This window comes from Streptomyces sp. NPDC047841, assembly GCF_040704085.1.
In the GTDB taxonomy this organism is placed as follows: Bacteria; Actinomycetota; Actinomycetes; order Streptomycetales; family Streptomycetaceae; genus Streptomyces; species Streptomyces argyrophylli.
Genome location: NZ_JBEYRP010000003.1, coordinates 106345 through 129682, shown reverse-complemented (window position 1 = coordinate 129682; position 23338 = coordinate 106345). Strand labels below are relative to the sequence as shown.

The following is a 23338-nucleotide window of genomic DNA, read 5'->3' as shown; positions in this document are numbered from 1 at the left end:
GGCTCAGCCGACCGTCCACTTCTGGTTGGCGCCGCCCGTGCAGGTCCAGATCTGCAACCGGGTCCCGTTGGCCGAGTTGTTCCCGGTCACGTCCAGGCACTTGTTCGCCTGCGGGTTGACGATGTCGCGGGCCGCCGGGAGGGCCCACTTCTGGGCGGCGCTGCCGTTGCAGTCCCACAGCTGGACGGGCGTGCCGTCGGCGGTGCCGCCGCCGCTGACGTCCAGGCACTTGCCGAGCGCGCGGAGCGTGCCGTCCGAGCCCACCGTCCACGACTGGGCGGCCGTGCCGTTGCAGTCGTAGAGCTGCACCGGGGTGCCGTTCGCGGTGTTCGCGCCGGCTACGTCCACGCACTTGCCCGCCAGACCGCGGATCGGGACGTCGGCGGCGCTGTCGCTCGTCGTCACCGACACCGAGTCCACCACCAGCGTCTGCGGGAACTGCGTGGAGCCGTCGGGGTCGCCCGGCCAGTAGCCGCCGACCGCGAGGTTCAGGATCAGGAAGAACGGCTTGTTGAACACCCAGGTCTTCCCGCCCAGGTCGGCCGGGGTCCGCCGCTGGTAGACGTTGCCGTCCACCGACCAGGTGATCGAGTCGGGCGCCCAGTCGACGGCGAAGGTGTGGAAGGCGTCCGCGAAGGCCTGCCCGTTCGGCAGCGAGTAGGGGGCGCCTATGCCGCCCGAGCCGGAGTAGCCGGGGCCGTGGATGGTGCCGTGCACGGTGGAGGGTTCAAAGCCGACGTTCTCCATCACGTCGATCTCGCCGGAGTCCGGCCAGTTCACCGGCGTGCCGAGCATCCAGAACGCGGGCCACATGCCCTGGCCGCGCGGGATCTTCATCCGCGCCTCCACGTGGCCGTACTGGGCGTTGAACTTCCCGGCGGTGTTCAGCCGGGCCGAGGTGTACTGGCAGCTGCCGTACCAGCACTGGTAGCCGGCCGGGTTCTCCTTGCGGGCCGTGATCACCAGGTGGCCCTGGCCGTCCAGGGCCGCGTTCTTCGTGCCCGAGGTGTAGTACTGCCGCTCGTGGTTGTTGACGTTGTCGCCGGTCTCCAGCGTCCACTTCGAGGAGTCGACCGCGGCGCCCGCGGGCCCGTCGAAGGTGTCGGAGAAGGTGGTGACGGCCGCCGCCGCGGGGGCGGTGGTGCCGGCCTGGGCCGGGCCGACGGCGGCGGAGCCGATCAGTGCCGCGGACAGGGCGGCGAGGAGACATCTGCGGAGCAGGCGTGGGGAGGCCATGGCTCTCCGTTCATGTGGGGGCGTGAGCGGTGCGCCTCTTGATTTAAGGAGTGAGATAAGGGCCCGTCAATACTCTGGTACGGACCTGCTGCTGACGGCTCGCCACCCACCCGGCACCTGCCCTCCGCCGACGCTCAGCCGGCGGAAGGCTCGCGCACGCGCCGGTGCACGCCCCGGCCCAGCCGCCGCCCCAGCAGCAGCCAGCCCAGCAGCGCCCCGGTCGTGTTGAGGATGACGTCGTCGATGTCGAAGGCCCGCCCGGTGACCAGCGCCCCCTGGACCAGCTCCACCATCAGCATCACGAGGGCCGTCAGCCCGAGCACCTGGAGCACGCCCCGGGCACGCGGCGCGAGGACCGGCACCAGCACCCCGAACGGCACGCCGAGCAGCACGTTTCCGCCCAGCTGCCGGAGCGCGTCCCGCATCGACGCATCCTCCAGGTAGGCCCTGAGCGAGCGGCCCGGGTGCAGGTTGCTGTGCGTCAGCGGCACCGACGCGGGCGACGGCTGGAGCGTGATGCGGGCCAGGGCGACGGCGAACGCGACCATGCACGCGAAGGCGATGAGGATCGCCAGCAGCCGGGCGGGCAGCGGCCACACGTGCCGGGGGCGGCCCTCCGCGGCCGGCTGCCGGTCGGGGGCAAATCCGGGGCGCGGCCTGCCGGCCGGCCACCACCTCCGGGCGGAGCGGGGACGGACCTCGTCGGCCGGCTGCTGCTCCCGGGCGGGGCGGACCTCCTCGGCCGGCTGCTGTTTCCGGGGGGCGCGCAGGATGCCCGGCAGGCGCTGCACGGTACGGGCCATGTGGTCCTCCACTCGTCATCTTCCGCGTCGTGAACGTCGGTTACCCGCGTCGCGGCCCGGGATTCCCGCCGCCCGGCCCCTCCCAGGGTTTCCGTTCACGCCTGAGGGGCGCTCCGGGCGCGGAACCGCGTGCCGCCGCTCCCGCCCGGCTCCGGTGGTGCTTGGATGCCCCCAGCGGCATTACGGACACATCGCCGCACATCCGAGCAGGGCGGACCGAGGAGGTGCCGCATGACCCGTCGTACGGCAGCCCGCGCCATTCTCCTTGCCGCCGGTGAACTCCTCGCCTGGTGGGCGGCGCTCGCACTGCTGTGGCTGGTGCTGATCAGCACGGTCGACACCCTGGAACGGATCGTCGGCGCGAGCTGCGCCGTCGTGGGCGCGGTCCTCGCCCGGGCCGGGCGGCGGGCGGTGACGTGGTGGTGAACGGCTGGATCCTCGCGGCGACCGTCGAGCTGGGCGGGGGAGGCGCGGCCGCCCTGTGGGGCGTGACCACCGGCCCGCCGGCCCGCCGGGTCGTCGCCCAGAACATGACCACCTCCGCCGTCTGCCCGGCCCTGCTGCTCCTCGCCCAGGGCTACGGCCGCCCCTCCTACCTCGACCTCGCCCTGCTGCTGGCCCTGCTCGGCCCGGTCGGCACCCTCGTCTTCGCCCGGCTGCTCGCCGACGACCTGGCCGGGCAACGGCCGAGCGCGTGGCCGCTGACCTGGGCGGCGGCGGGCCTGGGCGCGGCGGTCGTGCTCGCCCTGTGCGTGGCCGGCACGCCGGGCCGGGCGACGGTGAAGCTCCTGGTGATCGGCGCCCTGCTGATCAGCGGCAACCTGATCGCCTCCCGCGCCCTGGCGGGCGGATTCCAGGGGGTGCGGGGTGGCTGACGGGACGCCGGGTGCGGCCGGTGGCCGGTACGCCCCGTGCGACGGGCGCGCGCCGGCCCGTACGGAGAAGGCGGGTGCCGCGTGTCCGACGCACTGATCGTCGTCGCCCTGCTGCTCGTGGCGGGTTCCGCCACCGCGGCCGTGGCCCAGCGCGACCCCGCCCGCCAGGCGCTCGTGCTGTCCTACCTCGGCGTGCTGCTGGCCGCGCTGTTCACCGTGCTCCAGGCCCCGGACGTCGGCCTGTCCCAGCTCGCCGTCGGCTCCGTCCTCACCCCGCTGCTGATCATGCTGTCGGTGCGCAAGGTCAGACGCCGGGGCCGCTCGAAGGAGGGCGCCGAGTGAACCGGCTGCGGCTGTGGCTGCTGGCCGTCGGCGGCACGGGCCTGGCGGCCCTGCTCACCGCCGCCTGCCTCGGACTGCCCGGCTTCGGCGGGTCCCGCCACCCGTACGGCGACCGCGCCCTCCACGCCTCCCTCTCCCGGCACACCGCCAACACCATCGCCTCCGTCAACTTCGACCAGCGGGCCTACGACACCCTCGGCGAGATGAGCATCCTGTTCGCCGCCGTCCTCGGCTGCGTGGTGCTGCTGCGCGAGGCCCGCGACGAGCACCGGGCGCGGCCCGAACCCACCGAGGTGGCCCGTCCGGTCCGCCGCTACGCCCTGCTCGTGCTGCCCGTCGCCCTGGTCACCGGCCTGTACGTCATCGCCCACGGCCAGCTCAGTCCCGGCGGCGGCTTCCAGGGCGGGGTCGTCGCCGCGACCGCCCTGCACCTGCTCTACCTCGGCGCCGACTACCACGCGCTGGAACGCGTCCGCCCGCTCGGCGTCTACGAGACCACCGACGCGCTCGCCGTCTCCTCCTACCTCGTGCTCGGCGCCGCCGGAGTCCTGGCCGGCACCGCGTTCCTGGCCAACACCCTGCTGCCGTACGGCACGTTCAACACGCTGTCGTCCGGCGGCGCGGTACCCCTGCTGAACGCGGCCATCGGCATGGAGGTGGCGAGCGCGGTCGTCGTCCTGCTCGCCCACTTCCTGGACCAGGCCGTGGAGATCGAGGAAGAGCCCGGGAGGGGAACCCCGTGATGCACGTCCTTCCGTACCTGGTCGGCGCCTACGTCTTCCTGACGGGCTGCTACGGCCTCGCCACCAGCCGGAACCTCATCCACGCCGTCGGCTGCCTCGCGGTCTGCCAGTGCGCCACCTACGTCCTGCTGCTGGCGGTCGGCTACCGCGACGGCGGCACCGCGCCCGTCTTCTCCGACCTGAAGCCCGGCTCCCGGCCGGTGGTCGACCCGGTGGTGCAGGCGCTCACCCTCACCGACATCGTCGTCGGCGCCACCGTCACCGCGCTGCTGCTCGCCCTCGTCCTGCAGATCGCCAAACGGCACGGCACGGTCGACCCCGACGAACTGCGGGAGCTGCGCGGCTGATGCACCACCTGATCCCGCTGCTCGCCGCGGTCCCGCTGCTCGGCGCCGCCCTGCTCGTGGCCACGGGCCGCCGCCTGCCCCGGATCGCCGCCGAGATCACCGGATTCGTCTTCTCCGGCGGTACGGCCGCCCTCGCGCTCGTGCTGCTGCTGAACTCGTCCCCGCCGATGACCGAGTGGGTCGGTGGCTGGCTGCCCGTCGACGGCGAGAGCGTCGGCATCCTGGTGGTCGGGGACGGCCCGGCGCTCGGCATGGCGGCGCTGGCCTCACTGCTCACCCTGGCCGCGCTCGCCTACTCCTGGCGCTACTTCGACGAGCCCCCGCGCGACCGCACCGGCTCCTTCACCGCGCTGATGCTGGTCTTCCAGGGCGCCATGTGCGGCTTCGCCGTCGCCGGCGACCTGTTCAACGCGTTCGTGTTCTTCGAGCTGATGAGCGTGGTCGCCTACGCCCTGACCGGCTACCGCATCGACGAGGCCAAGGCGGTGCAGGGCGCCCTGGCCTTCGGGATCGTCAACTCCCTCGGCGGGTACGCGATGCTGACGGGCATCGCCCTGCTGTACGCCCGTACCGGCGAGCTGGCCATGGTGAAGATCGGCCGCGGGCTCGACGCCGCCGCCGGGCAGGGCGGCCCGGACGCGCTGGTCCTCGCCTCCTTCGTGCTGGTGCTGACCGGGCTGTTGGTGAAGGCGGCGGCCGTGCCGTTCCACTTCTGGCTCCCGGACGCGCACGCCGTCGCCCCCACCCCGGTCTGCATGCTCCTGTCCGGCGTCATGGTGGAACTCGGCGCCTACGGCGCGTGGCGGGTGTACGGCACCGTCTTCGCCGGACCCGGCGGCATCCCCGCCGCCGACCTGACCCGCGCCCTGGTCGCCCTCGGCACCCTCACGGCCGTGACCGGCGCCGTCATGTGCTGGTACCAGCGGCACGTCAAACGGCTCCTGGCCTGCTCCACCGTCGCCCACACCGGCCTGTTCCTCGTCGGCCTGGGCGTCCTCACCCCCGGGGGCGACGACGGGGCGGCCCTGTACCTCCTCGGCCACGCCGGCGTGAAGGCCGCGCTGTTCGCCTGCGCGGGCGTCCTGCTGGACCGGTTCGGCAGCGTCGACGAGCACGCGCTGCACGGCCGCGCCCGGGGACAACTGCGCGCCCCCGGCGTGATGTTCGCCGTCGGCGCCCTCGGCCTGGCCGGCCTGCCGCCGTTCGGTACGGCGCTGGGCAAGTCGATCACCGAGGAGGCGGTCGGCGGCCCGCTCACCGTGGTGTACGTGGCCGCTTCCGCGATCACCGCCGGCGCGGTCCTGCGGGTCACCGCCCGCGTCTTCCTGGGCCTCGGACCGCGCCCCCGGGACGCCGAGTTCGAGACCAGCGGCTCCGGCGAGGAACCCGAGACGTCCGGCCCGCTGCGCCGCGTCCCGGACACCATGACCACCGTGCCCGCCGTGCTGCTCGCCGCCGCCCTCGCCTCGGGGTGACCCCCGGCTTCGGGGCCCTGGTCGCCCGCTCCGTCAACGAGGCCGGCTCGGGCGGCGCGTACGCCCCGGCGCACTGGACCCTGACCGGCGTCCTGCTGGGCGTGGCCTCCACCGTGCTGGCCGTGGCCCTGGCCGGCCTCGCCGTCACCCGCCCGGGCTGGGTGGCCGCGCCCGGCTGGGCCACACCCCTCAGGCGCCTGCAGTCCGGGCACGTCGGCGACTACGTGGCCTGGCTGCTGGTGGGCGCGACCCTGCTGGGGGCGCTGGCCCTGCCGGGCATCCTGGGTTCCTGATCAGGTTCCGTACGTGACGCGCACCTCCGTGAAGCCGAGGGAGCGCAGCAGGCCCTGGAGCATACCGGTGGTGTTGTGCTCGGCCCGCGCGGTCAGCCCGCTGGTGCGCGCCGCGTCCCCGATGTGCCGGACGGCGAGTTTCTGCACGGCCTGCTCGCTGTTGGGGTTGTCGGAGAACAGGTCACCGAGCCGGTCCAGCAGCCCGCGCTGCTTGGACACGGCGTAGGAGTGGTCGGGGTCGAGGGCCGGTTTGCCGAGCCGCGCGTGCGGCAGCCGGATGGTTGCGGACGTACGGTCGTCATTGACCGTCACGTCCTTCTCGCCGACCCGGCCCAGGTCGACGTAGGCGTCCACGGTGCCCGCGCCGACGTACAGGGTGCGGGTGCCGCGGATCGCGTCGGGCAGGAACTTCGCGTCCTTGTCCAGGTCCACGACGACCTGGAAGTTGCCCGACGCGGCGTCGTAACGGCTCATGTCCTGGATGGACTTGAGCAGGGCCGGGCCGGAGCGGTCGTGGGTCTCGGTGCCGAACAGGTCCTTGATGCCGGGCAGTACGGCCAGCCGGATGCCGGCGAACAGTACGGCGAGCACCAGCACGAGCGCCGCCACGGCCTTCGCCCACCCCGGCAGGCGTCTCACGGAAGTCGTCATCGCGACGGTCCTCCTTCCTGTTGACCGCATGCCCGCCAACAGCCGGAGCAGACCGGCGCGTCGGCCGAATCGTGCGCATGACGTAGGCGCGGCGGTCAGCGCCGGGGCGACCGCGCCGGAGAGGCGAGGGCGGTGGACCGGCCGCCCGACGCCCCGGCCGGACTGGGCGGCCGGCGGCAGACCGGTGTCACAGCGAGCCGGACGCGGCCCCGGAGCGGGCCAGGGCCGCGTCCAGGCTCGGGTGTGCGGGCAGCAGCCGGGTCAGACCGGTGACCCGGAACACGCGCAGCGTCAACGGGTGCGTGCACACGAGGTGCAGCCGCCCGCCACGCTCCAGCACCCGGGCGCGCGCCCGGTACAGCAGCCGCAGCCCCGAGCAGTCGAAGAACTCCACGGGCCGCAGGTCGATCACGACCCGGGCCCCGGGCCGGTCGGTGGCCCGGTCGACGAACGGGGCGATCTCCGTCGCCGAGACGATGTCGATCTCACCCCGGAACTCCAGCACCGTGTGCCCGCGGTACGCGTACATGCCCAGTTGCCGGGGGAGAGGCACGGGTTCGTGTCGCACCTCGCCACCACCTCCCACCCGCGCCCGGACGTCGTTTCCCGATCGTCAAGTTACCCTCGATGGAAGGAATTTGAGCATGTTCGATTGACATATGTCTTCGAGTTTGCGGCGTCTCGGCGCGCCGCACCTCAGTCCACCAGCAGCACCAGCTTCCCCGTCGTGCGCCCGGTCTCGCCCAGCTCGTGCGCCTTCGCCGCGTCGGCCAGCGGGAACGTCCCGGCGATCGTCGCCTTCAGCCGGCCGGACTCCGCCAGCTCCGCGACCGCCCGCATCCCGGCCCGGTCGGCGTCGACCAGCATCCGCACCGCCCGCACCCCGAGCCGCTCGGCCTCTTCGTGGAACTCCGCGGAGCCCACCGGCACGATCGACACCACGACCCCGCCCGGCCGCAGCACCCGCAGCGAGCGCACGGAGGTCTCGCCGCCGAGGGTGTCCAGGACGACGTCGACGTCCCGCACCGCCTCCGTGACGTCCGTCGTGTGGTAGTCGACCGGCTCGTCCACACCGATCTCGCGCAGGAAGTCGTGCTTGCCCGCGCTCGCCGTCCCGATCACGTGGGCCCCGCGCGCCTTGGCGATCTGCACGGCCACATGGCCGACGCCGCCGGCCGCCGCGTGGATCAGCACCCGCTGCCCCGGCCTGACGTCCGCGTGCTCGGTCAGCGCCTGCCAGGCGGTCAGGGACACCAGCGGCAGCGCGCCCGCCCGCACGTGGTCGAGGGAGGCCGGCTTGTGCACCAGCGCCCGGGCCGGGACCGTGACGTACTCGGCGTGCGAGCCGTGGCCGAAGGGGTAGGGCACCATGCCGAAGACCTCGTCGCCGGGCCGGAACGCGGCCACGCCGATCCCCGTCTCCGCGACCTCGCCGGAGACGTCCCAGCCGAGGACGAACGGGGGCCGGCCCAGGAACCCGCCGGTGGCCCGGTGCTTCCAGTCGGTGGGGTTCACCCCGGCGGCCCGCACCCGGACCAGCACCTCGTTCGGACGCGGCTTCGGCCGCTCGACCCGCACTTCCCTCAGGACCTCGGGACCGCCGAGGACGTCCTGGCTGATGGCTCGCATCGTGTTCACATCGCTCATGGTCACCCAGCCTGCCCAAGTCCGCCCGGCCGGGAAATGGCATGAATGCCAACCTTCGATAGGATCGTGCCATGCGTGGCACACCGAGTCCCGAACGCGTGGTCGTCCTGGCCCTCGACGGCGTCTACCCCTTCGAGCTGGGCATCCCCAGCCGCATCTTCGGTGCCGCCGACGGCCACTACGAGGTGTTCACCTGCTCGGTCGACGGCCGCCCGGTGCGCACCAACGCCGACTTCACCATCGGTGTCGCCCACGGCCCCGAGATCCTCCGGACGGCCGGCACGGTGGTCGTCGCCTCGATGGCGCCCGCCCACATCCCCACCGAGCTGCCGGCGGAGGTCGCCGCCGCACTCGGCCTCATCCGCCCGGACGCCCGCATCGTCTCCATCTGCACGGCCGCCTTCGTCCTCGCCGAGGCCGGACTGCTCGACGGCCGCCGGGCGACCACCCACTGGCAGGTGGCCGGCCTGTTCCGCCGCCGCTACCCCCAGGTGGACCTCGACCCGGACGTCCTCTTCGTCGACGACGGCCGCATCCTCACCTCCGCGGGCGCCGCCTCCGGCGTCGACGTCTGCCTGCACATCGTCCGCACCGACCACGGCAGCGAACTGGCGAACGCCGTCGCCCGCCGCTGTGTCGTGCCCCCGTTCCGGGACGGCGGCCAGGCCCAGTACATCGAGCAGCCGGTCCCCGAGAACGGCGCCGCCGGCACGGCCGCGACCCGCGCCTGGGCGCTGGAACGGCTGGACCAACCGCTCACCCTGGCCGACCTCGCCGGGCACGCCCGGATGAGCCTGCGCACCTTCGCCCGCCGCTTCGGCGACGAGGTCGGCCTCAGTCCCGGCCGCTGGCTGATCCAGCAGCGGGTGGCCCGCGCCCGGCACCTGCTGGAGGCCAGCGACCTGCCGGTGGACCGGATCGCCGCCGAGGTGGGCTTCGCCACCGGCGCCTCGCTGCGCCAGCACCTGCACGCGGCGATCGGGGTGTCCCCGCAGGCCTACCGCAGGACCTTCCAGCGGGCCCGCTGAACGTTCCGTCCGGCTCCGGCGTCGAAGGACCGCACAGAGCACGGGAGAACAGGGGCGGCAATGCGCGCAGGGCTGGTGGCGACGGCGGTACTGACGGCCGTGACGGTGGGGGCGGTGGCGGGGTGTGACGACGGGCCCCGGCCCGGCCTGGTGGTGCAGGGCAGCCCTCCGGCGACCCCCTACAGCGGTCCGCTCTCCATCCCCACCAGGCAACTCGACGAGAGCACACCCCGGGCACTGCGCCTGGCCTCCGGGGCGGCCGGCCGGGCACTGGAGTGCGACGGGCAGATCTTCGAGGGCGCCGGACCCGACGGGTGGAGCGGGTCCGACGGCGGGGACACCCCGCAGGAGGGGCTGGCCCTGTACTTCCGCATGGTCCAGCCCGAAGTGCCCGACCACGGATACCGCGTGGAACGCGAGGAGACGGACCGGGTCCTGTACTCCTACGACGTGGACGGCCGCACCAAAGTGGCGGTCGTGGTGGCCAGGGACCAGAAGGGGCGGCCCGGCTGGGGCCCGGAGACGTACGCCTCCTGCGACCCGGCCGAACTCCCCGAGAGCTTCACCGCCACCACGGACTGGCAGATCTGGACCGACCGCGCGGGCCGCAGGGTGCCGGTGTCCCGGCTGCACGGCTCGCCGGGGCCGGAGCACTGCGGCTGGCAGTCCGCCGACTTCCTCGCCCTGGACGGCCGGACCTACGCACGCGACCCCGAGGGCGTGCTGGGCCGGGACGGACTGCTCCGGGCGCCCTACCGCGCGAAGGTCCGCATGCCCGCCGATGCCCGGGACACCGGGTACCACTTCCGCGAACGGCGGCTGTGGCTGACGGCGGACGAGGACACGGCGTACGTCCGCACGGGCCACGGGGTGGAGGCGTGGCCGCGGGTGAAGCGGGGCGTGGGGTGCGACTGACCGGCCGGGAACGGCCGACTCGCCGATCCGCTCCGGCCCGCCCGGACACGCCCCGGGCGACTCCGTGCGGGGACCGGGGCCCACGGCCACACTGATCGGGACCATCACGCCGAGGAGGCCGTACGCCATGACCCCGCCCCCCGCCCGCACCCCCGGACAGCGCAAGAAGGACACCCTGCACCGACTGGAGCACGACGTGGACGCCTGGGTCGCCACCGCCGGCCCCGACGGTGCGGCGCCGTACCTCGTGCCGCTGTCGTTCGTGTGGGACGGCAGCTGCCTGCTGATCGCCACCCCGGCGGACAGCCCCACCGGCCGCAACCTCGTGGCCACCGGCCGCGCCCGCCTCGGCATCGGCCCCACCCGGGACGTCGTCCTGGTCGACGGCGGCGTCCGCGCGGTGACCCCCGAGGACCTGCCCGAGGAGGACGCCGAGGTCTTCGCCGGGAAGACCGGCTTCGACCCGCGCCGACTGGCCGCCCGCTACCTGTACTTCAGGGTCTTCCCGGAGCGGATCCAGGCCTGGCGCGAGGAGAACGAGCTGCACGGGCGGGAGTTGATGCGCGACGGACAGTGGCTGCCCGCCGACTGAATCCGGCGGCCGGGGATATCCGCTGGGAAGAGGACACATCCCGGGAGGACCCATGACACTGGTGAAAACGGGCGTGGTCGTGCTGGACTGCGCCGAGCCCGAGAAACTCGCCGAGTTCTACCGTGAGTTGCTGGAGGGGGAGCGGGTCAGCGCGTCCGCCAACCTCGTGGAGATCAGGGGCGCCGACGGCGTGCGGCTGGCCTTCCGGCGCGACGTCAACGCGACCCCGCCCAGCTGGCCGCGCCCGGAGAACTCCCTCCAGGCCCATCTGGACTTCCTCGTCGAGGACTTGGACGAGGCCGAGCGACGCGTGGTGGGACTCGGCGGCCGGCCGATCGAGACGAGGGACGCGGCGGGCCCGTACGAGGAACGGGGCTACGCCGACCCGGCCGGCCACTCCTTCACCCTGCGCCTGCTGCCGCCGACGGCGCCGAAGCAGGGCTGACCGAGGCGAAGCAGGGCGGACCGGCCGCGGTGGTGCCGGGGCAGGGGTGCGCCCCGGCGCCGCGGCCGTGGCCGGCCGGGACGCCGGGGCGGGGGGTGGCCGGTCAGTCCCGGCCGCCCTTGTCGGTCGCCGGCCACACGCCTGTGGTCCGGGCGATGGCCTTCGCGCCGGTGCGGTCCACGGCGCTGCGCACCACCGCGAAGATGGCGCCCTGGACCGCGGCGGCCAGCAGGATCTCGCCCCAGCCGCGGTCCTGGTCCAGGGCGTCGGGGGCGTCCTCCTCGTGCCGGATCGCCATCCACGCCTTGCGGAAGGCCATACCGGCCAGCGCGCCGCCCGCCCAGCTGAGTACGAATCCCACCGGCTGATAGGCGAGAGGGAGCTTCTTCTTCTTGTTCTTGGCCATGTGTGACTACTTCCTCGTCATCCGGCCCTCATGCGGGCCGACCCTGCGGGGCCACCCGTTCGCCCGGGGGCACCGGACCCGGCGGTGTGCCGTCACCGAACGGCCGGCCGCCCAGCTCGGCGCGGCCGTGCGGGCTCAGCCAGCCGCCGAGGTCCGGGCCGAGCGGCACGATGCCGGTCGGGTTGATACCGGTGTGCACCTGGTAGTAGTGCCGCTTGATGTGGTCGAAGTCCACGGTGTCACCGAACCCCGGCGTCTGGAACAGGTCCCTGGCGTACGCCCACAGCACCGGGTGCTCCGCAAGCTTCCAGCGGTTGCACTTGAAGTGGCCGTGGTAGACCGCGTCGAACCGCACCAGCGTGGTGAACAGCCGGATGTCCGCTTCCGTGAGGGTGTCACCGACCAGATACCGCTGTCCGGACAGCCGCTCGCCGAGCAGTTCCAGCCGCCGGAACACCGCCGTGCACGCCTCGTCGTACTCCTTCTGGTGCGTGGCGAACCCGGCCCGGTACACCCCGTTGTTCACGTCCTCGTAGACCTCGGCCATCACCTCGTCGATCTCGTCGCGCCGGCCGGCCGGGTACAGGTCCGGCGCGCCGGCGCGGTGCAGGGCCGTCCACTCGGTGGCCAGGTCCAGGGTGATGCGCTGGTAGTCGTTGGTGACCAGCCGCCCGCTGGGGACGTCCACGAGCGCGGGCACGCTCACCCCGCCGGGGTAGCCGGTCTCGCGCTTGTCGTAGGCCTCGCTGAGGAACCGGATGCCGAGCACCGGGTCCCGGCCGTCCGGGTCCAGGGTGAACCGCCAGCTGCGGTCGTCCTGGACCGGATCGGTGACCGCCATCGAGAGCGCGTCCTCCAGACCCAGCAGCCGGCGCGAGATCACCGCGCGGCTCGCCCACGGACAGGCGCGGGAGACCACCAGCCGGTAGCGGCCCGCCTCGACCGGCCAGCCGTCCCGGCCGTCGGCGGTGATCCGGTCCTGGAAGTGGCTCCTGGACCGGCTGAAGGTCCGGTGTCCGTAGGCACGGTTGCCGTCGCCGCTCATGTCTCCTCCTCGCCGAACGGGTGGTCCTGGCCACCGCGTTCCCCGTTTCAGCCGACCGGCACGGTGTGAGCGGCCCGGTCGGGGGCAACCGGCGAGAGATGAGCGGGACATCCTCGGAACACGAGCCGGCCGCACGAACGGCCGAGGACAACAGAACACCCCCGTCCGACACCCCGGACGGCAGCCCGGCGCGGGCGCATGCCCCGGGCGGCGTACCGGCACGGGCTGAGGCTCGGGACGGCAGCCCGGCGCGGGTGCGGACATCGGATCGCGCGCCAGCGCTGGGGCAGACCCCGGACGGCGTACCGGCACGGGCCCCGGCTCCGGACGGCGCGCCGCAACGGGAACACGCCCCGGGTGGCGTGCCAGTACGGGCTGAGGCTCCGGACGGCGTGCGGGTGCGGGCAGAGGCCGCAGGGGGCGCGCAGCGGGGGGTTAACGCCACGGAACCCACGAACCGCGCCACCGACCGGACGGCGTCGCCGTCCCACGCGTCGCACGCGGATGCGTCGGCGGCACACGCCCAGGACGGCGAACCCGGTGCCGCGCGCGGTGACGACGGTGGCGGTCACGACGGGCGGGCCGGTGCCAAGGGCGACCGGCACACCAAGATCACCGTCCTCGTGGCGCTCGCCGCCAATCTGGTGATCGCCGTCGCCAAGGCGGTGGGCGGCGTCCTCGCGGGCTCGCCCGCGCTGCTGTCGGAGGCCGCGCACTCGGTCGCCGACAGCCTCAACGAGGTCTTCCTGCTGGCCGCCCTGCGCCGCAGCCGCCGCCCCGCCGACGCCCGGCACCCCTTCGGCTACGGCAAGGAGCGCTTCTTCTGGTCGCTGCTGGCCGCCGTGGGCATCTTCGTCATGGGCGGCTGCTTCTCCTTCTTCCAGGGCGTCGAGGCGCTGCGCAACGGCGCCGAGGAGAAGTTCAGCGGCTATGTGGCGGGCCTGATCGTGCTGGGCGTGGCCCTGCTCGCCGAGGGCCTGTCACTGCTGCGGGCCCTGCACCAGGTGCGGCGGCAGGGCGGCGGCCTCGGCGCGCTGCGCGACCCGGCGCTGCGCACGGTGGTCGCCGAGGACGGCACGGCGGTGCTCGGCGTGACCCTCGCCATGATCGGCATGGCGCTGCACATGGTGACCGGGCAGGTCGTGTGGGAGGCGTCCGCCTCGCTGGCGATCGGCGTGCTCCTCGTCTACGTCGCCTACCGGCTCGGCCGCGACGCCCGCGCCCAGCTGATCGGGGAGGCCGCCGACCCGGAGCTGAGCGGCAGGATCCGCGCGCTGCTGCGGGCGCAGCCGGAGATCGACAGTGTGGAGGCGCTGTTCACGATGAAGATGGGCCTCGACTCCACGCTGGTCGCCGCCCGCGTCGACCTGGCGCCGGGCATGGACAGCGAGCGCGTCGAGGAGGTCGCCGTGCGCATCAAGCGGTCCCTCGCCCGGACGTTCCCCGAGGCCGACCAGATCTTCTTCGACGTGACCGACCGGCCGGCGGGCGAGGCAGCGGAGAGCCCCGCCGCGACGGGGGAACGCGGCGGGGCCTGACGCACGAGTGCCCGTCCGGAGGCCGGTTCACACCTCCCCGGAACAGATTTTTCTGAATCCGGGGGGTTCCCGGCCTGAATCAGCTCTCGTCGAGCGGCTCCAGCACGAAGAGCGGGATCTCCCGGGACGTCTTCGTCTGGTACTCCGCGTACGCCGGGTACGCGGCCACCGCGCGCTCCCACCACTGATCCTTCTCGGCCCCGGTGACCTCCCGGGCCCGCATGTCCCGCTTGACCGGGCCGTCCTGCAACTCGACGTGCGGGTCGGACTTCACGTTGAAGTACCAGACCGGATGCTTGGGCGCGCCGCCGAGGGAAGCGACCGCCGCGTACCTGCCCTCGTGCTCCACCCGCATCAGCGGCGTCTTGCGGATCTTCCCGCTCTTCGCGCCCCGCGTGGTCAGCACGATCACCGGCAGCCCGGTGTCGAGCAGCGTCGTCCCCTTCGTCCCGCCCGAGCTCTCGTACAACTCGACCTGCTCGCGCACCCACTGCGTCGGGCTGGGCTCGTACTCGCCCTCAAGAGGCATGGGATTCCGTTCCCTTCGTCGGTCCAAACAGTGCCTGCCACCGTGACAACGCCGGTGACGCCGCGAATCATCCGTACCGCGCTCCGACTGCGCCGACGGGGTGACCGCCGTCCCTCGCTGATCACCTCTGCGGCCGCGGTGATGACCTCCGAGGTCATCGCGCAGCGCCGCCGCGCACGGCACAGTGGTCCGCGTCCCGATCACTGCCCACCCCGGGAGGGAACCACCCATGTCCGCAGACCGCACCGCCGCGACCCGCGCCGTCGTCCTGGAACTGCTCGACAGGATCGGCCAGGGCGATCCCGAGCGGATCGCCGAGCTGTACGCGGAGGGCTGCGACTGGCGGCTGGACTGGCCCGAGGAGGAGCACGGCCGCGCCGACACCCCGTGGATCCGGCACCGCTCCACCCGCGCCGACGCCGCCGCCCACTACCGTGAGCTGGCCGCCCACCACGTGCCCGAGGAGGCCGGCACCACGGTCGAGCGCGTCCTGGCCGACGGCGAGGACGCGGTCGTGCTCGGCGTCATCCGCCAGACCGCCGCCCCGACGGGACGCGCCTACGTCGCCCGGTTCGCCCTGCACCTCACCGTCCGCGAGGGCCTGGTCGTACGGCACCACGTGTACGAGGACAGCCTCGCCGTCGCCCGTGCCTTCGCCCCCGCGGACCGCGCCGTCCGGGTGCCGTGACCAGGCGCGACGAGGCGGACACCGGCCGCGGCACCCGTGCGTGCGCGCGGCCGTGGCCGGTTTCCGCCGGTCGGACCCCGGGTACTTCGGCCAGATGACGAAGGTCACCCATGTGGCCGAACTTGGCGTCGACCCATAGGTGCCTGGGGCATCTAATGAAGATCGGCACGACGCACCTCTTCGTCTGCGAGGTCTTTCCATGACGGAACTGACGGACACCACCGGCCCGGCTGCCCCGCCCGCCCCCGTCGCCTTCCCCCAGGACCGCACCTGCCCCTACCATCCGCCCACCGGCTACGGCTCGCTGCGCGACGGGCGCCCCCTGTCCCGCGTCACCCTCTACGACGGCCGCGAGGTCTGGCTGGTCACCGGCTACTCCACCGCCCGCGCCCTGCTCGCCGACCCCCGCCTGTCCACCGAGCGCCGCCGCCCGGGCTTCCCCATGCCCACGCCCCGCTTCGAGGCCGGCCGCGACCGCAGGGTGGCCCTGCTCGGGGTGGACGACCCCGAGCACCACCGGCAGCGGCGGATGCTGATCCCGTCGTTCACCGTCAAACGCGCGGCGGCGCTGCGCCCCTGGATCCAGCGGATCGTGGACGAACTGCTGGACGCGATGGTCGCCCAGGGGCCGCCCGCCGAGCTGGTCTCCGCCTTCGCGCTGCCCGTGCCGTCGATGGTGATCTGCGGCCTGCTCGGCGTGCCGTACGCCGACCACGAGTTCTTCGAGGAGCAGTCCCGCCGGCTGCTGCGCGGTCCGACCGCCGCCGACACGGTTGAGGCCCGCAACCGGCTGGAGGACTACCTCGGCGGACTGATCGACGCCAAGGCGGGAGAGGCCGAGCCCGGTGACGGCATCCTCGACGAGCTGGTCCACGACCGGCTGCGCACGGGGGAGCTGGACCGCGCCGACGTCCTGTCGCTGGCCATGATCCTGCTGGTCGCCGGCCACGAGACCACCGCCAACATGATCTCCCTCGGCACCTACACCCTGCTCCGGCACCCCGGCCGGCTGGCCGAGCTGCGCGCCGACCCGGCGCTGCTGCCCGCCGTCGTGGAGGAGCTGATGCGGATGCTGTCCATCGCGGAGGGGCTCCAGCGGGTGGCGCTGGAGGACATCGAGATCGACGGCACCACGATCCGGGCCGGTGACGGCGTGCTCTTCGGGACGTCCGTGATCAACCGCGACACGTCCGTGTACGACGACCCCGACGCCCTGGACTTCCACCGTTCCGACCGCCACCACGTCGCCTTCGGTTTCGGCATCCACCAGTGCCTGGGCCAGAACCTGGCCCGCGCGGAACTGGAGATCGCCCTCGGCAGCCTGTTCACCCGGCTGCCGGAGCTGCGGCTGGCCGCGCCGGCCGAGGAGATTCCCTTCAAACCCGGCGACACGATCCAAGGAATGCTGGAACTCCCCGTGACCTGGTAAGAGGCTCTGCTCATGCACATCGACATCGACAAGGACGTCTGTATCGGCGCCGGGCAGTGCGCGCTGGCCGCGCCGGGCGTCTTCACCCAGGACGACGACGGCTACAGCACACTCGTGCCCGGACACGAGGACGGCGGGGGCGACCCCATGGTCCGGGCGGCGGCCCGCGCCTGCCCGGTCAGCGCGATCACCGTCCAGGACAACACCGGCTGACGACCGCTCGGCGGTACGGCGCCCGGACCGACGGGCCGCCGTACCGCCGGACGGCCACCGCCGCGGCGACCGCCGTGCCAGCGCACCTCGCGGACGTACCCCGCGCTGCCCGGCGTGGACACGTCCCGGTCCCGGCGGACGATGCTCAGCCGCTTGCCCCAGCGGGCGCGGGCCGCGCGCAGCCCGGCGTCGGTGTACTCGATGTCCACCACCCGGTCGTCGAACGCCTTCGCGTACACCTCGCACTCGTCGTACTGCCCGCACTCCTCCGTCACCGCGAAGTCCAGACCGGCCCGCGCGCGCCGGCCGGCCAGCTCCGCGGTGTTCTTCTGCCCGACGGCCAGCCGCCGGGTGTGCGCGTGCCGGGACAGCAGGCGCATGAAGGCCGTCGCGTCGGACGCGGTGAGCAGTCCGTGGGAGCGGGTGTAGCTGTCGTAGTTGTCGGGCTCGACGGCGTCGAAGCCCTTGTCCGCGCAGGCGTCGATCCAGTCGTTCACCCGCCGTGCGACCCGCTCCCGCTTGGCTGGGGTGCCGATGTCGAGCAGCGGCTCGTTCCAGTCCTCGTCGACGACGGCCCGGCCCCGCGCGTCGCGCAGCAGCAGGCCGGCCGGCCAGGAGGAGCGCTCGGCGGGCTGGGCCTGGAAGGCGTTGACGTAGCAGATGTTGTACAGGCCCCGCGCGGGGGAGTCCGACCGGTCGCGGCTGACGATCCGCACGCCCGCGGGCGGGGGATAGGCACCGCCGATCTGGTAGTCGAACCCGGCGTGCCGCGGGGGCAGCCGCAGCGTGGTGCGGGGCGCCCCGTCCCCCTCCCGCTGCTCGCCGGAGGCGCACCCGGACAGCGCCGTCACCGCGACGACCAGGGCCGCCGCCAGGGCGCCCAGGGCCGTGCGCGCACCCGTCGCGCCGTGAACACGTGTCAGGGGCACGTCCGCTCCGTCCTGCCCGCGCCGGGCGGCGCGGACGTGAAAGGATCACATCGCCCGTACGCTCCGGACGTCAAGTCGGCCCCGGCCGCAGGCCGTAGGCTCGGCCGTGACCATCGTCCCGAAGGCAGGAGCAGCAACGATGCAGTACGTGAAGCTCGGTTCCACCGGCCTGGACGTCTCGCGGATCTGTCTGGGCTGCATGACCTACGGAGTGCCGGACCGCGGCACGCACGAGTGGACCCTGGACGAGGAGGCGTCCCGCCCGCTGATCCGGCAGGCGCTGGAGGCGGGCGTCACCTTCTTCGACACCGCGAACGTCTACTCCGACGGCACCAGCGAGGAGATCGTCGGCAAGGCGCTGCGGGACTTCGCCCACCGCGACGAGATCGTGCTCGCCACCAAGGTGCACGGCCGGATGCGGCCGGGTCCCAACGGGGCCGGCCTGTCCCGCAAGGCCATCATGAGCGAGATCGACCACAGCCTGCGCCGCCTCGGCACCGACTACGTCGACCTGTACCAGATCCACCGCTACGACCACGCGACCCCCATCGAGGAGACGATGGAGGCGCTGCACGACCTGGTGAAGGCGGGCAAGGTCCGCTACATCGGCGCGAGTTCGATGTACGCGTGGGAGTTCTCCAAGGCGCAGTACACCGCCGAGCGGCACGGCTGGACCAAGTTCGTGTCCATGCAGAACCACTACAACCTGCTCTACCGCGAGGAGGAGCGGGAGATGTTGCCCCTCTGCGCCGACCAGGGCGTCGGCGTGCTGCCGTGGAGCCCGCTAGCCCGTGGCCGGCTCACCCGTGACTGGGGCGCGGTGACCGAGCGCAGCGAGCACGACGACTTCGGCAGCCGGCTCTATCTGGAGAGCGACCGCGCGATCGTCGAGGCCGTCACCCGGATCGCCGGCGAACGGGGTGTACCGCGCGCCCAGGTGGCCCTCGCCTGGCTGCTGCACCAGGACACCGTGGCGGCACCGATCGTCGGCGCCGCCAAGCCGCACCACATCGAGGACGCGGTGGCCGCCGTCGAACTGAAGCTCAGCGAGAAGGAGATCGAGGAACTGGAGCGGCCGTACACGCCGCACGAGATCAGCGGCCACTGACGGGTCGGTGCGGTGCGGTCCGGGGCCTGTCGGGCGGGTGATCAGCGGTAGAGGGAGGAAATGGCGGCCTTTGACGAAATGTCAACAGAGGAAAAGCCGGGTGGGAAATCCCGAGAATCGGGAGATCGCTTGTTCCGGTGTCTCCGGCTGTGCGAAAGTGCCGCCTCAGGCGGACGTCGAGCTGCCATGACCTCGCCGTACCGTCTGGTACGGACTATTTCCGGTAATGCCCTGGAGGAATTCGGCCGTGACCGACGCAGTGCTGTCGGACGAGCAGCTCAGTGCCGAACTTAGAAAGTGGACGGGAGCGTCGCCCGCCCCGCACCCCGTCGGTGAACTCCTCGACCGGCACTGGGCGGCGGCCTTCGCCTACGCCCGGCTGTGCACCGACGGACCGCGTGCCGCCGGCATGCTCACCACCGCCGCCTTCACCCGGCTCTTCGGCGCCTCCCTCCGGCAGTCCGGCCCGACCGCCGCCTGGCGGCCCCATGTCCTGGTCGCCGTCCGCCGGATCGCGGCCGAGTGGGACACCGACGGCCGCCGGGAGCTGCTGCACCCGGCCCTGCGCTCCGGGCACGGCACCGGCGAGCCGGCCTCGGCCCGGCTGCTGCCGCCCTCGGGCCGGCGGCTGCTGTCCCGCGCGTTCCAGCGGGTCCCCGAGACCTCCCGCGCCCTGCTGTGGCACACCGAGGCCGAGGCCGAACCGCTGGCCGTGCCCGCCGCGCTGCTCGGCCTGGACGAGGACGGCGCCCGCGTCGAACTGCGCCGGGCCCGCGAGCGGTTGCGGGAGGAATGCCTCCAGGCGCACCGCGAACTCGCGCCCGAGGACGACTGCCAGCGCTATGTGCGCATGCTCGACGTGACCTTCCGGCGCGGCGGCACCGACGTCGACCCCGACCTGCGACAGCACCTGGCCGGCTGCTCCCACTGCGCCCGGACCGCCGACCAGCTCGCCCGCTTCAACGACGGCCTGGCCCTCGCACTCGCCGAGGCGGTCCTCGGCTGGGGAGCCGCCGGCTACCTGGAGTCCCGGGCGGCGGACACGGAGGAGCCGCCGGCCCCGGCCGCCGCCACCGTCGCGCCCGCGCGCCCCCGGGCCGGGGAGGACTTCGCCCAGGCCGGCTCCGCCGCACCGGGCGGGGGGTCCGTCCCCGGCCGTCCGGCCCACCGCCGCGCGTCGTCCGGCCGCCGTCCGGGAGGAGCACGGTCCACCGTTGCCGAGGGCACGGACGACGCCGGCGCGGGGGTCCCGGGTGCGGGCGGCGCCCGGCGGTCGGCGGGGCGTGGTGCGTCGCGTGTGCGGCGGGGACGAGGGGCCTCCTCCGCTGTGGCGGACGGCACCGGGTATACCGAACCGGGCGAACCGGGCGCGCGGGCCGCGGGTCGTGACGCGTTCCCTGTCCGCCGCCGAGACCGAGCCTCCTCGGCCGCCGCCGAAGGCGTCGAGCGCCTGGTGGCCGCCGTCTCCGGCGCGCGCAGCGCCCGGCGCCGCACGCCCGCCGGCCCCGTCACCGCCCCCGGCACGGACGGCGCCGGACCCGCCTCCCGCCGTTCCGTCCAGCGCGCCGCCCGCCGGGCCCGGCGCCGGAACCTCGCGCTGGCCGTCCTCACCGTCAGCGGCCTGGTCGTCGTCCCCCTGGCGCTGTGGTCGGCGCTCGGCTCCGACGACGTGCCGGCGGCGTCCGGTGCCGCCGGGACGCCCTCCCGCGCGCCGGGCGGGAACGCCGCGTCCCCGGGCCCCTCCTGGGCCGGCCGGCACACCCAGGGCCAGGGCGCCCTGCGGGGCCGGCTGCGCAGCCTCGCCTCCGGCCTGTGCGTCGGAGTCGTCGGCGACAAGGCCGTCCGGGGCGCCGAGACGGCACTCGCCGACTGCTCCGCCGCCCCGGCCCAGCAGTGGACGTACGAGACCGACGGTCTGCTGCGCAGCGCCGCCGCCCGCGACCTGTGCCTGGACTCCCGCCTCGGCTACTCCGTGCGCCTCGCCCCCTGCACGGCCACCGGCGAGGCCGCCCGCGACCTCCACTACGACTTCACCCCCCACGGAGCCCTGGTACCGCGCTCCGACCAGGAGCTGGCCCTCACCCCGGCCGCCACCGACGGCTCCGGCGCCCTCGTGCTCAAGACCCGCGTCGCGGGCACCGCCCAGCGCTGGGCCATCGACACCGCCCACCCGGACCTGCGGATGGAGAACGTCGACTGGGACGGCGGCAGGACGCCGGTCCCGACCCGGACGCCGTACCGGCCGTGACGGCGGGCGGCCCCGCAGGCAGCCACCGCGGCTGACTCAGGGGTGGTGCGGCGGCGGCGGGATCGTGTCCAGGCGCGGGGCCGGTTCCGGCCAGACCAGCAGGACCGGGCAGGGCGCGTGGTCGACGGCGAAGCGGACGGCGGGGCCGAGGCTCCGCGGACCCAGCCGGGAGCGGTCCCCGTCCCGCGCCAGCACGAGCAGCCCGGCACCCTCGGCGGCGGCCACGACCTCCCGTTCGACCCGGCCCGACCGCTCCTCGCGCACGCAGGGCCGGCCCAGCCGTTCGGCCGCCGCGCCGAGCAGGGCGGTCGCCGACGTGCCGCCGAGCGCTTCGAGGCGGTCGCCCGGGTCGTGGCCGCGCCGCCCGAGCAGTCCGGCGAAGGCACCGTGCGCCACCGCCGGCACGTCCGGTCCGCTCACATGGAGCAGCACCACCTCGGCGTCCCGCGGTGCGTGGGCGCGCACCGCGTCCACGCAGGCGGGCCAGGTGCCTTCCACGAGCCAGGCGATCACGCGCATTCGGCCTCCTGTCGCTCACTGCCCCTCACATGATGCGCAGCGACCCCCACAGTGCCACCACCGCCACGGCGAGGGAGGAGGGCACGGCGAGCAGTCCGAGCCGGGTGAACTCCCGCAGGTCCACGTCGTGCTCGTGCTGGTGGACGATGCGCCGCCACAGCAGCGTCGCCAGCGACCCGGCGTAGGTGAGGTTGGGGCCGATGTTCACGCCGAGCAGCACGGCCAGGACGGCCCCCGGTCCGGCGGGCGCCGCCAGTGGCAGCAGGACCAGCACGGCGGGCAGGTTGTTGATCAGGTTGGCCAGCAGGGCGGCCAGCGCGGCGATCCCGAGCAGCGCGGGCAGATCGGTGCCGCCCGGCACCACCCGCCCGAGCACGTCCGCGAGCCCGTTGTCGACCACCGCCCGCACCACGATGCCCAGCGCCAGCACGAACGCGAGGAAGGCCGGGGCCGCCGCCCGTACGACGGTCAGCGGACCCGCCTTCCGGCGCACCAGCGCACGCCCGGCCAGCACCAGCGCGCCCGCCGCGGCCACCCACGCGGGCTCCACGCCGAACGCCGAGGCCACCACGAACCCGGCCAGCGTGCAGCCCACGGTCACCAGCGCGAACAGGGGCAGCTCGGGCGGCTCACCGGTGTCCCGGTCCGCCGGGGCCGCCGCCGCCAGGTCCCGGGCGAAGAACCGCCGGAACACCAGGTACTCGACGCCGATCGCGGCCAGCCATGGCAGCGCCATCAGCGCCGCGAACCGGGTGAAGCTCAGCCCGCTCGCCGCGAACGCCAGCAGGTTCGTCAGATTGGACACCGGCAGCAGCAGTGACGCCGTGTTCGACAGGTGCGTACAGGCGTAGACGTGCGGCTTGGGCCGGACGCCGGTCCGCGCGGCCGTGGCGAAGACCACCGGCGTGAGCAGCACGATCGTCGCGTCCAGGCTGAGGACGGCGGTGATGAGCGAGGCCAGCGCGAACACCGCCGTCAGCAGCCGCACCGGACGGCCCGCCGCCCACCGCGCCGTCCACGCCCCGCACGCCTGGAACAGCCCCTCCACGTCACAGAAGTGGGCGAGCACCAGTACCGCCGCCAGGAACCCGACCACCGGGCCGAGCCGCTCCGCCTCGGCCCGCGCGTGGCCGAGGGAGATCGCGCCGGTCGCGACGGCGATGCCGGCGGCGGGCACGGCCATGACCGCCTCCGGCCATCCGAAGGGCCGTACGACGGCCCAGGCCAGCACGGCGACCAGCAGGACGGCGGACAACGCCTCGGCGAGCGCGGTGTTCAGGGCGGGTCCTTCCGG

At 73.9% G+C, this 23338-nt stretch carries 25 protein-coding genes and 2 pseudogenes; 16 read left to right on the top strand and 11 right to left on the bottom strand.

The genetic code is table 11. The features are described 5' to 3' along the window. Nucleotides 1–3: 3 nt before the first annotated feature. Nucleotides 4–1236, bottom strand: coding sequence for a family 16 glycosylhydrolase (locus AB0947_RS05195; RefSeq protein ID WP_366748884.1), 1233 nt, complete (start codon nucleotides 1234–1236; stop codon nucleotides 4–6). Between the two features lie 134 nt (nucleotides 1237–1370). Beyond that, nucleotides 1371–2039, bottom strand: a complete 669-nt coding sequence (locus AB0947_RS05190) for a VanZ family protein (protein WP_366748883.1) — start codon at nucleotides 2037–2039, stop codon at nucleotides 1371–1373. A 231-nt stretch (nucleotides 2040–2270) separates the two neighbouring features. Between AB0947_RS05190 and AB0947_RS05185 the strand changes: the two genes are divergently transcribed. The 6 genes and pseudogenes from AB0947_RS05185 to AB0947_RS05160 all read left to right on the top strand — a co-directional run bounded on the left by AB0947_RS05185 (nucleotide 2271) and on the right by AB0947_RS05160 (nucleotide 6114). Further along, a complete protein-coding gene (locus AB0947_RS05185) occupies nucleotides 2271–2465 on the top strand; it encodes a hypothetical protein (RefSeq protein WP_366748882.1) in 195 nt (64 codons plus the stop codon). Next, nucleotides 2462–2914: a monovalent cation/H+ antiporter complex subunit F gene (locus tag AB0947_RS05180; protein ID WP_366748881.1), complete on the top strand. Its 453-nt coding sequence runs from the start codon at nucleotides 2462–2464 to the stop codon at nucleotides 2912–2914. Before AB0947_RS05185 ends, AB0947_RS05180 begins: the two co-directional genes overlap by 4 nt. 81 nt (nucleotides 2915–2995) lie before the next feature. Next, on the top strand, nucleotides 2996–3256 hold the full coding sequence (locus AB0947_RS05175) for a hydrogenase subunit MbhD domain-containing protein (RefSeq protein WP_366748880.1): 261 nt from the start codon (nucleotides 2996–2998) through the stop codon (nucleotides 3254–3256). Then, nucleotides 3253–3999 (top strand): MnhB domain-containing protein, encoded by a 747-nt coding sequence (locus AB0947_RS05170; protein WP_366748879.1) that lies wholly within the window; start codon nucleotides 3253–3255, stop codon nucleotides 3997–3999. Before AB0947_RS05175 ends, AB0947_RS05170 begins: the two co-directional genes overlap by 4 nt. Continuing rightward, on the top strand, nucleotides 3999–4346 hold the full coding sequence (locus AB0947_RS05165; protein ID WP_366748878.1) for a sodium:proton antiporter: 348 nt from the start codon (nucleotides 3999–4001) through the stop codon (nucleotides 4344–4346). The genes AB0947_RS05170 and AB0947_RS05165 overlap by 1 nt, the downstream gene beginning before the upstream one ends. Continuing rightward, a pseudogene (locus AB0947_RS05160) lies at nucleotides 4346–6114 on the top strand (complex I subunit 5 family protein). Before AB0947_RS05165 ends, AB0947_RS05160 begins: the two are co-directional and overlap by 1 nt. Here AB0947_RS05160 and AB0947_RS05155 read toward each other — a convergent pair. The 3 genes from AB0947_RS05155 to AB0947_RS05145 all read right to left on the bottom strand — a co-directional run bounded on the left by AB0947_RS05155 (nucleotide 6115) and on the right by AB0947_RS05145 (nucleotide 8412). Next, complete coding sequence (locus tag AB0947_RS05155; RefSeq protein ID WP_366748877.1) at nucleotides 6115–6765, bottom strand: DUF4230 domain-containing protein; 651 nt, start codon at nucleotides 6763–6765, stop codon at nucleotides 6115–6117. Nucleotides 6766–6952: 187 nt separating this feature from the next. Further along, on the bottom strand, nucleotides 6953–7333 hold the full coding sequence (locus tag AB0947_RS05150; protein WP_366748876.1) for an anti-sigma factor antagonist: 381 nt from the start codon (nucleotides 7331–7333) through the stop codon (nucleotides 6953–6955). A gap of 128 nt (nucleotides 7334–7461) precedes the next feature. Then, nucleotides 7462–8412 (bottom strand): NADP-dependent oxidoreductase, encoded by a 951-nt coding sequence (locus AB0947_RS05145; protein ID WP_366748875.1) that lies wholly within the window; start codon nucleotides 8410–8412, stop codon nucleotides 7462–7464. A gap of 71 nt (nucleotides 8413–8483) precedes the next feature. Here AB0947_RS05145 and AB0947_RS05140 point away from each other — a divergent pair, with 71 nt between their 5' ends. The 4 genes from AB0947_RS05140 (at nucleotide 8484) to AB0947_RS05125 (ending at nucleotide 11392) form a co-directional block, all read left to right on the top strand. Then, nucleotides 8484–9440 carry a helix-turn-helix domain-containing protein gene (locus AB0947_RS05140; protein WP_366748874.1) on the top strand — a complete coding sequence of 319 codons (957 nt, stop codon included), beginning with the start codon at nucleotides 8484–8486 and terminating at the stop codon, nucleotides 9438–9440. Nucleotides 9441–9500: 60 nt separating this feature from the next. Further along, nucleotides 9501–10355 carry a hypothetical protein gene (locus AB0947_RS05135; RefSeq protein ID WP_366748873.1) on the top strand — a complete coding sequence of 285 codons (855 nt, stop codon included), beginning with the start codon at nucleotides 9501–9503 and terminating at the stop codon, nucleotides 10353–10355. A gap of 127 nt (nucleotides 10356–10482) precedes the next feature. Continuing rightward, on the top strand, nucleotides 10483–10947 hold the full coding sequence (locus tag AB0947_RS05130) for a pyridoxamine 5'-phosphate oxidase family protein (protein ID WP_366748872.1): 465 nt from the start codon (nucleotides 10483–10485) through the stop codon (nucleotides 10945–10947). A gap of 52 nt (nucleotides 10948–10999) precedes the next feature. Further along, nucleotides 11000–11392 carry a VOC family protein gene (locus AB0947_RS05125; RefSeq protein ID WP_366748871.1) on the top strand — a complete coding sequence of 131 codons (393 nt, stop codon included), beginning with the start codon at nucleotides 11000–11002 and terminating at the stop codon, nucleotides 11390–11392. Nucleotides 11393–11495: 103 nt separating this feature from the next. Here the strand turns inward: AB0947_RS05125 and AB0947_RS05120 are convergent, their stop codons facing one another. Continuing rightward, on the bottom strand, nucleotides 11496–11798 hold the full coding sequence (locus tag AB0947_RS05120; RefSeq protein WP_366748870.1) for a DUF4235 domain-containing protein: 303 nt from the start codon (nucleotides 11796–11798) through the stop codon (nucleotides 11496–11498). Nucleotides 11799–11826: 28 nt separating this feature from the next. After that, nucleotides 11827–12843 (bottom strand): glutathione S-transferase C-terminal domain-containing protein, encoded by a 1017-nt coding sequence (locus tag AB0947_RS05115; RefSeq protein ID WP_366748869.1) that lies wholly within the window; start codon nucleotides 12841–12843, stop codon nucleotides 11827–11829. Between the two features lie 611 nt (nucleotides 12844–13454). Here AB0947_RS05115 and AB0947_RS05110 point away from each other — a divergent pair. Beyond that, complete coding sequence (locus AB0947_RS05110; RefSeq protein WP_366749176.1) at nucleotides 13455–14381, top strand: cation diffusion facilitator family transporter; 927 nt, start codon at nucleotides 13455–13457, stop codon at nucleotides 14379–14381. 79 nt (nucleotides 14382–14460) lie between these two features. Here AB0947_RS05110 and AB0947_RS05105 read toward each other — a convergent pair whose 3' ends face one another. Continuing rightward, complete coding sequence (locus AB0947_RS05105; RefSeq protein ID WP_366748868.1) at nucleotides 14461–14910, bottom strand: nitroreductase family deazaflavin-dependent oxidoreductase; 450 nt, start codon at nucleotides 14908–14910, stop codon at nucleotides 14461–14463. Between the two features lie 229 nt (nucleotides 14911–15139). Here AB0947_RS05105 and AB0947_RS05100 point away from each other — a divergent pair, with 229 nt between their 5' ends. The 3 genes from AB0947_RS05100 to AB0947_RS05090 all read left to right on the top strand — a co-directional run bounded on the left by AB0947_RS05100 (nucleotide 15140) and on the right by AB0947_RS05090 (nucleotide 17240). Then, entirely contained in the window at nucleotides 15140–15598 is a 459-nt protein-coding gene (locus AB0947_RS05100; protein ID WP_366748867.1) for a nuclear transport factor 2 family protein, read from the top strand. Nucleotides 15599–15797: 199 nt separating this feature from the next. Further along, nucleotides 15798–17027, top strand: a complete 1230-nt coding sequence (locus tag AB0947_RS05095; protein WP_366748866.1) for a cytochrome P450 — start codon at nucleotides 15798–15800, stop codon at nucleotides 17025–17027. A gap of 12 nt (nucleotides 17028–17039) precedes the next feature. Beyond that, on the top strand, nucleotides 17040–17240 hold the full coding sequence (locus tag AB0947_RS05090) for a ferredoxin (protein ID WP_366748865.1): 201 nt from the start codon (nucleotides 17040–17042) through the stop codon (nucleotides 17238–17240). Between the two features lie 80 nt (nucleotides 17241–17320). Here AB0947_RS05090 and AB0947_RS05085 read toward each other — a convergent pair. Beyond that, nucleotides 17321–18169: pseudogene (locus AB0947_RS05085) on the bottom strand (endo alpha-1,4 polygalactosaminidase); the annotation flags it as partial. Nucleotides 18170–18308: 139 nt separating this feature from the next. On the opposite strand from AB0947_RS05085, the gene AB0947_RS05080 reads away from it, so the two are divergent. Together AB0947_RS05080 and AB0947_RS05075 are read left to right on the top strand one after the other, a co-directional pair. Then, nucleotides 18309–19277: an aldo/keto reductase gene (locus AB0947_RS05080; protein ID WP_366748864.1), complete on the top strand. Its 969-nt coding sequence runs from the start codon at nucleotides 18309–18311 to the stop codon at nucleotides 19275–19277. A gap of 247 nt (nucleotides 19278–19524) precedes the next feature. After that, the gene (locus AB0947_RS05075) at nucleotides 19525–21525 is read left to right on the top strand and encodes an RICIN domain-containing protein (protein ID WP_366748863.1); all 2001 of its coding nucleotides are present in this window, start codon (nucleotides 19525–19527) and stop codon (nucleotides 21523–21525) included. A 36-nt stretch (nucleotides 21526–21561) separates the two neighbouring features. Here AB0947_RS05075 and AB0947_RS05070 read toward each other — a convergent pair whose 3' ends face one another. Continuing rightward, the gene (locus AB0947_RS05070) at nucleotides 21562–22044 is read right to left on the bottom strand and encodes a universal stress protein (protein WP_366748862.1); all 483 of its coding nucleotides are present in this window, start codon (nucleotides 22042–22044) and stop codon (nucleotides 21562–21564) included. 25 nt (nucleotides 22045–22069) lie between these two features. Next, nucleotides 22070–23323, bottom strand: coding sequence for an SLC13 family permease (locus AB0947_RS05065; protein ID WP_366749175.1), 1254 nt, complete (start codon nucleotides 23321–23323; stop codon nucleotides 22070–22072). Between the last annotated feature and the right edge of the window lie 15 nt (nucleotides 23324–23338).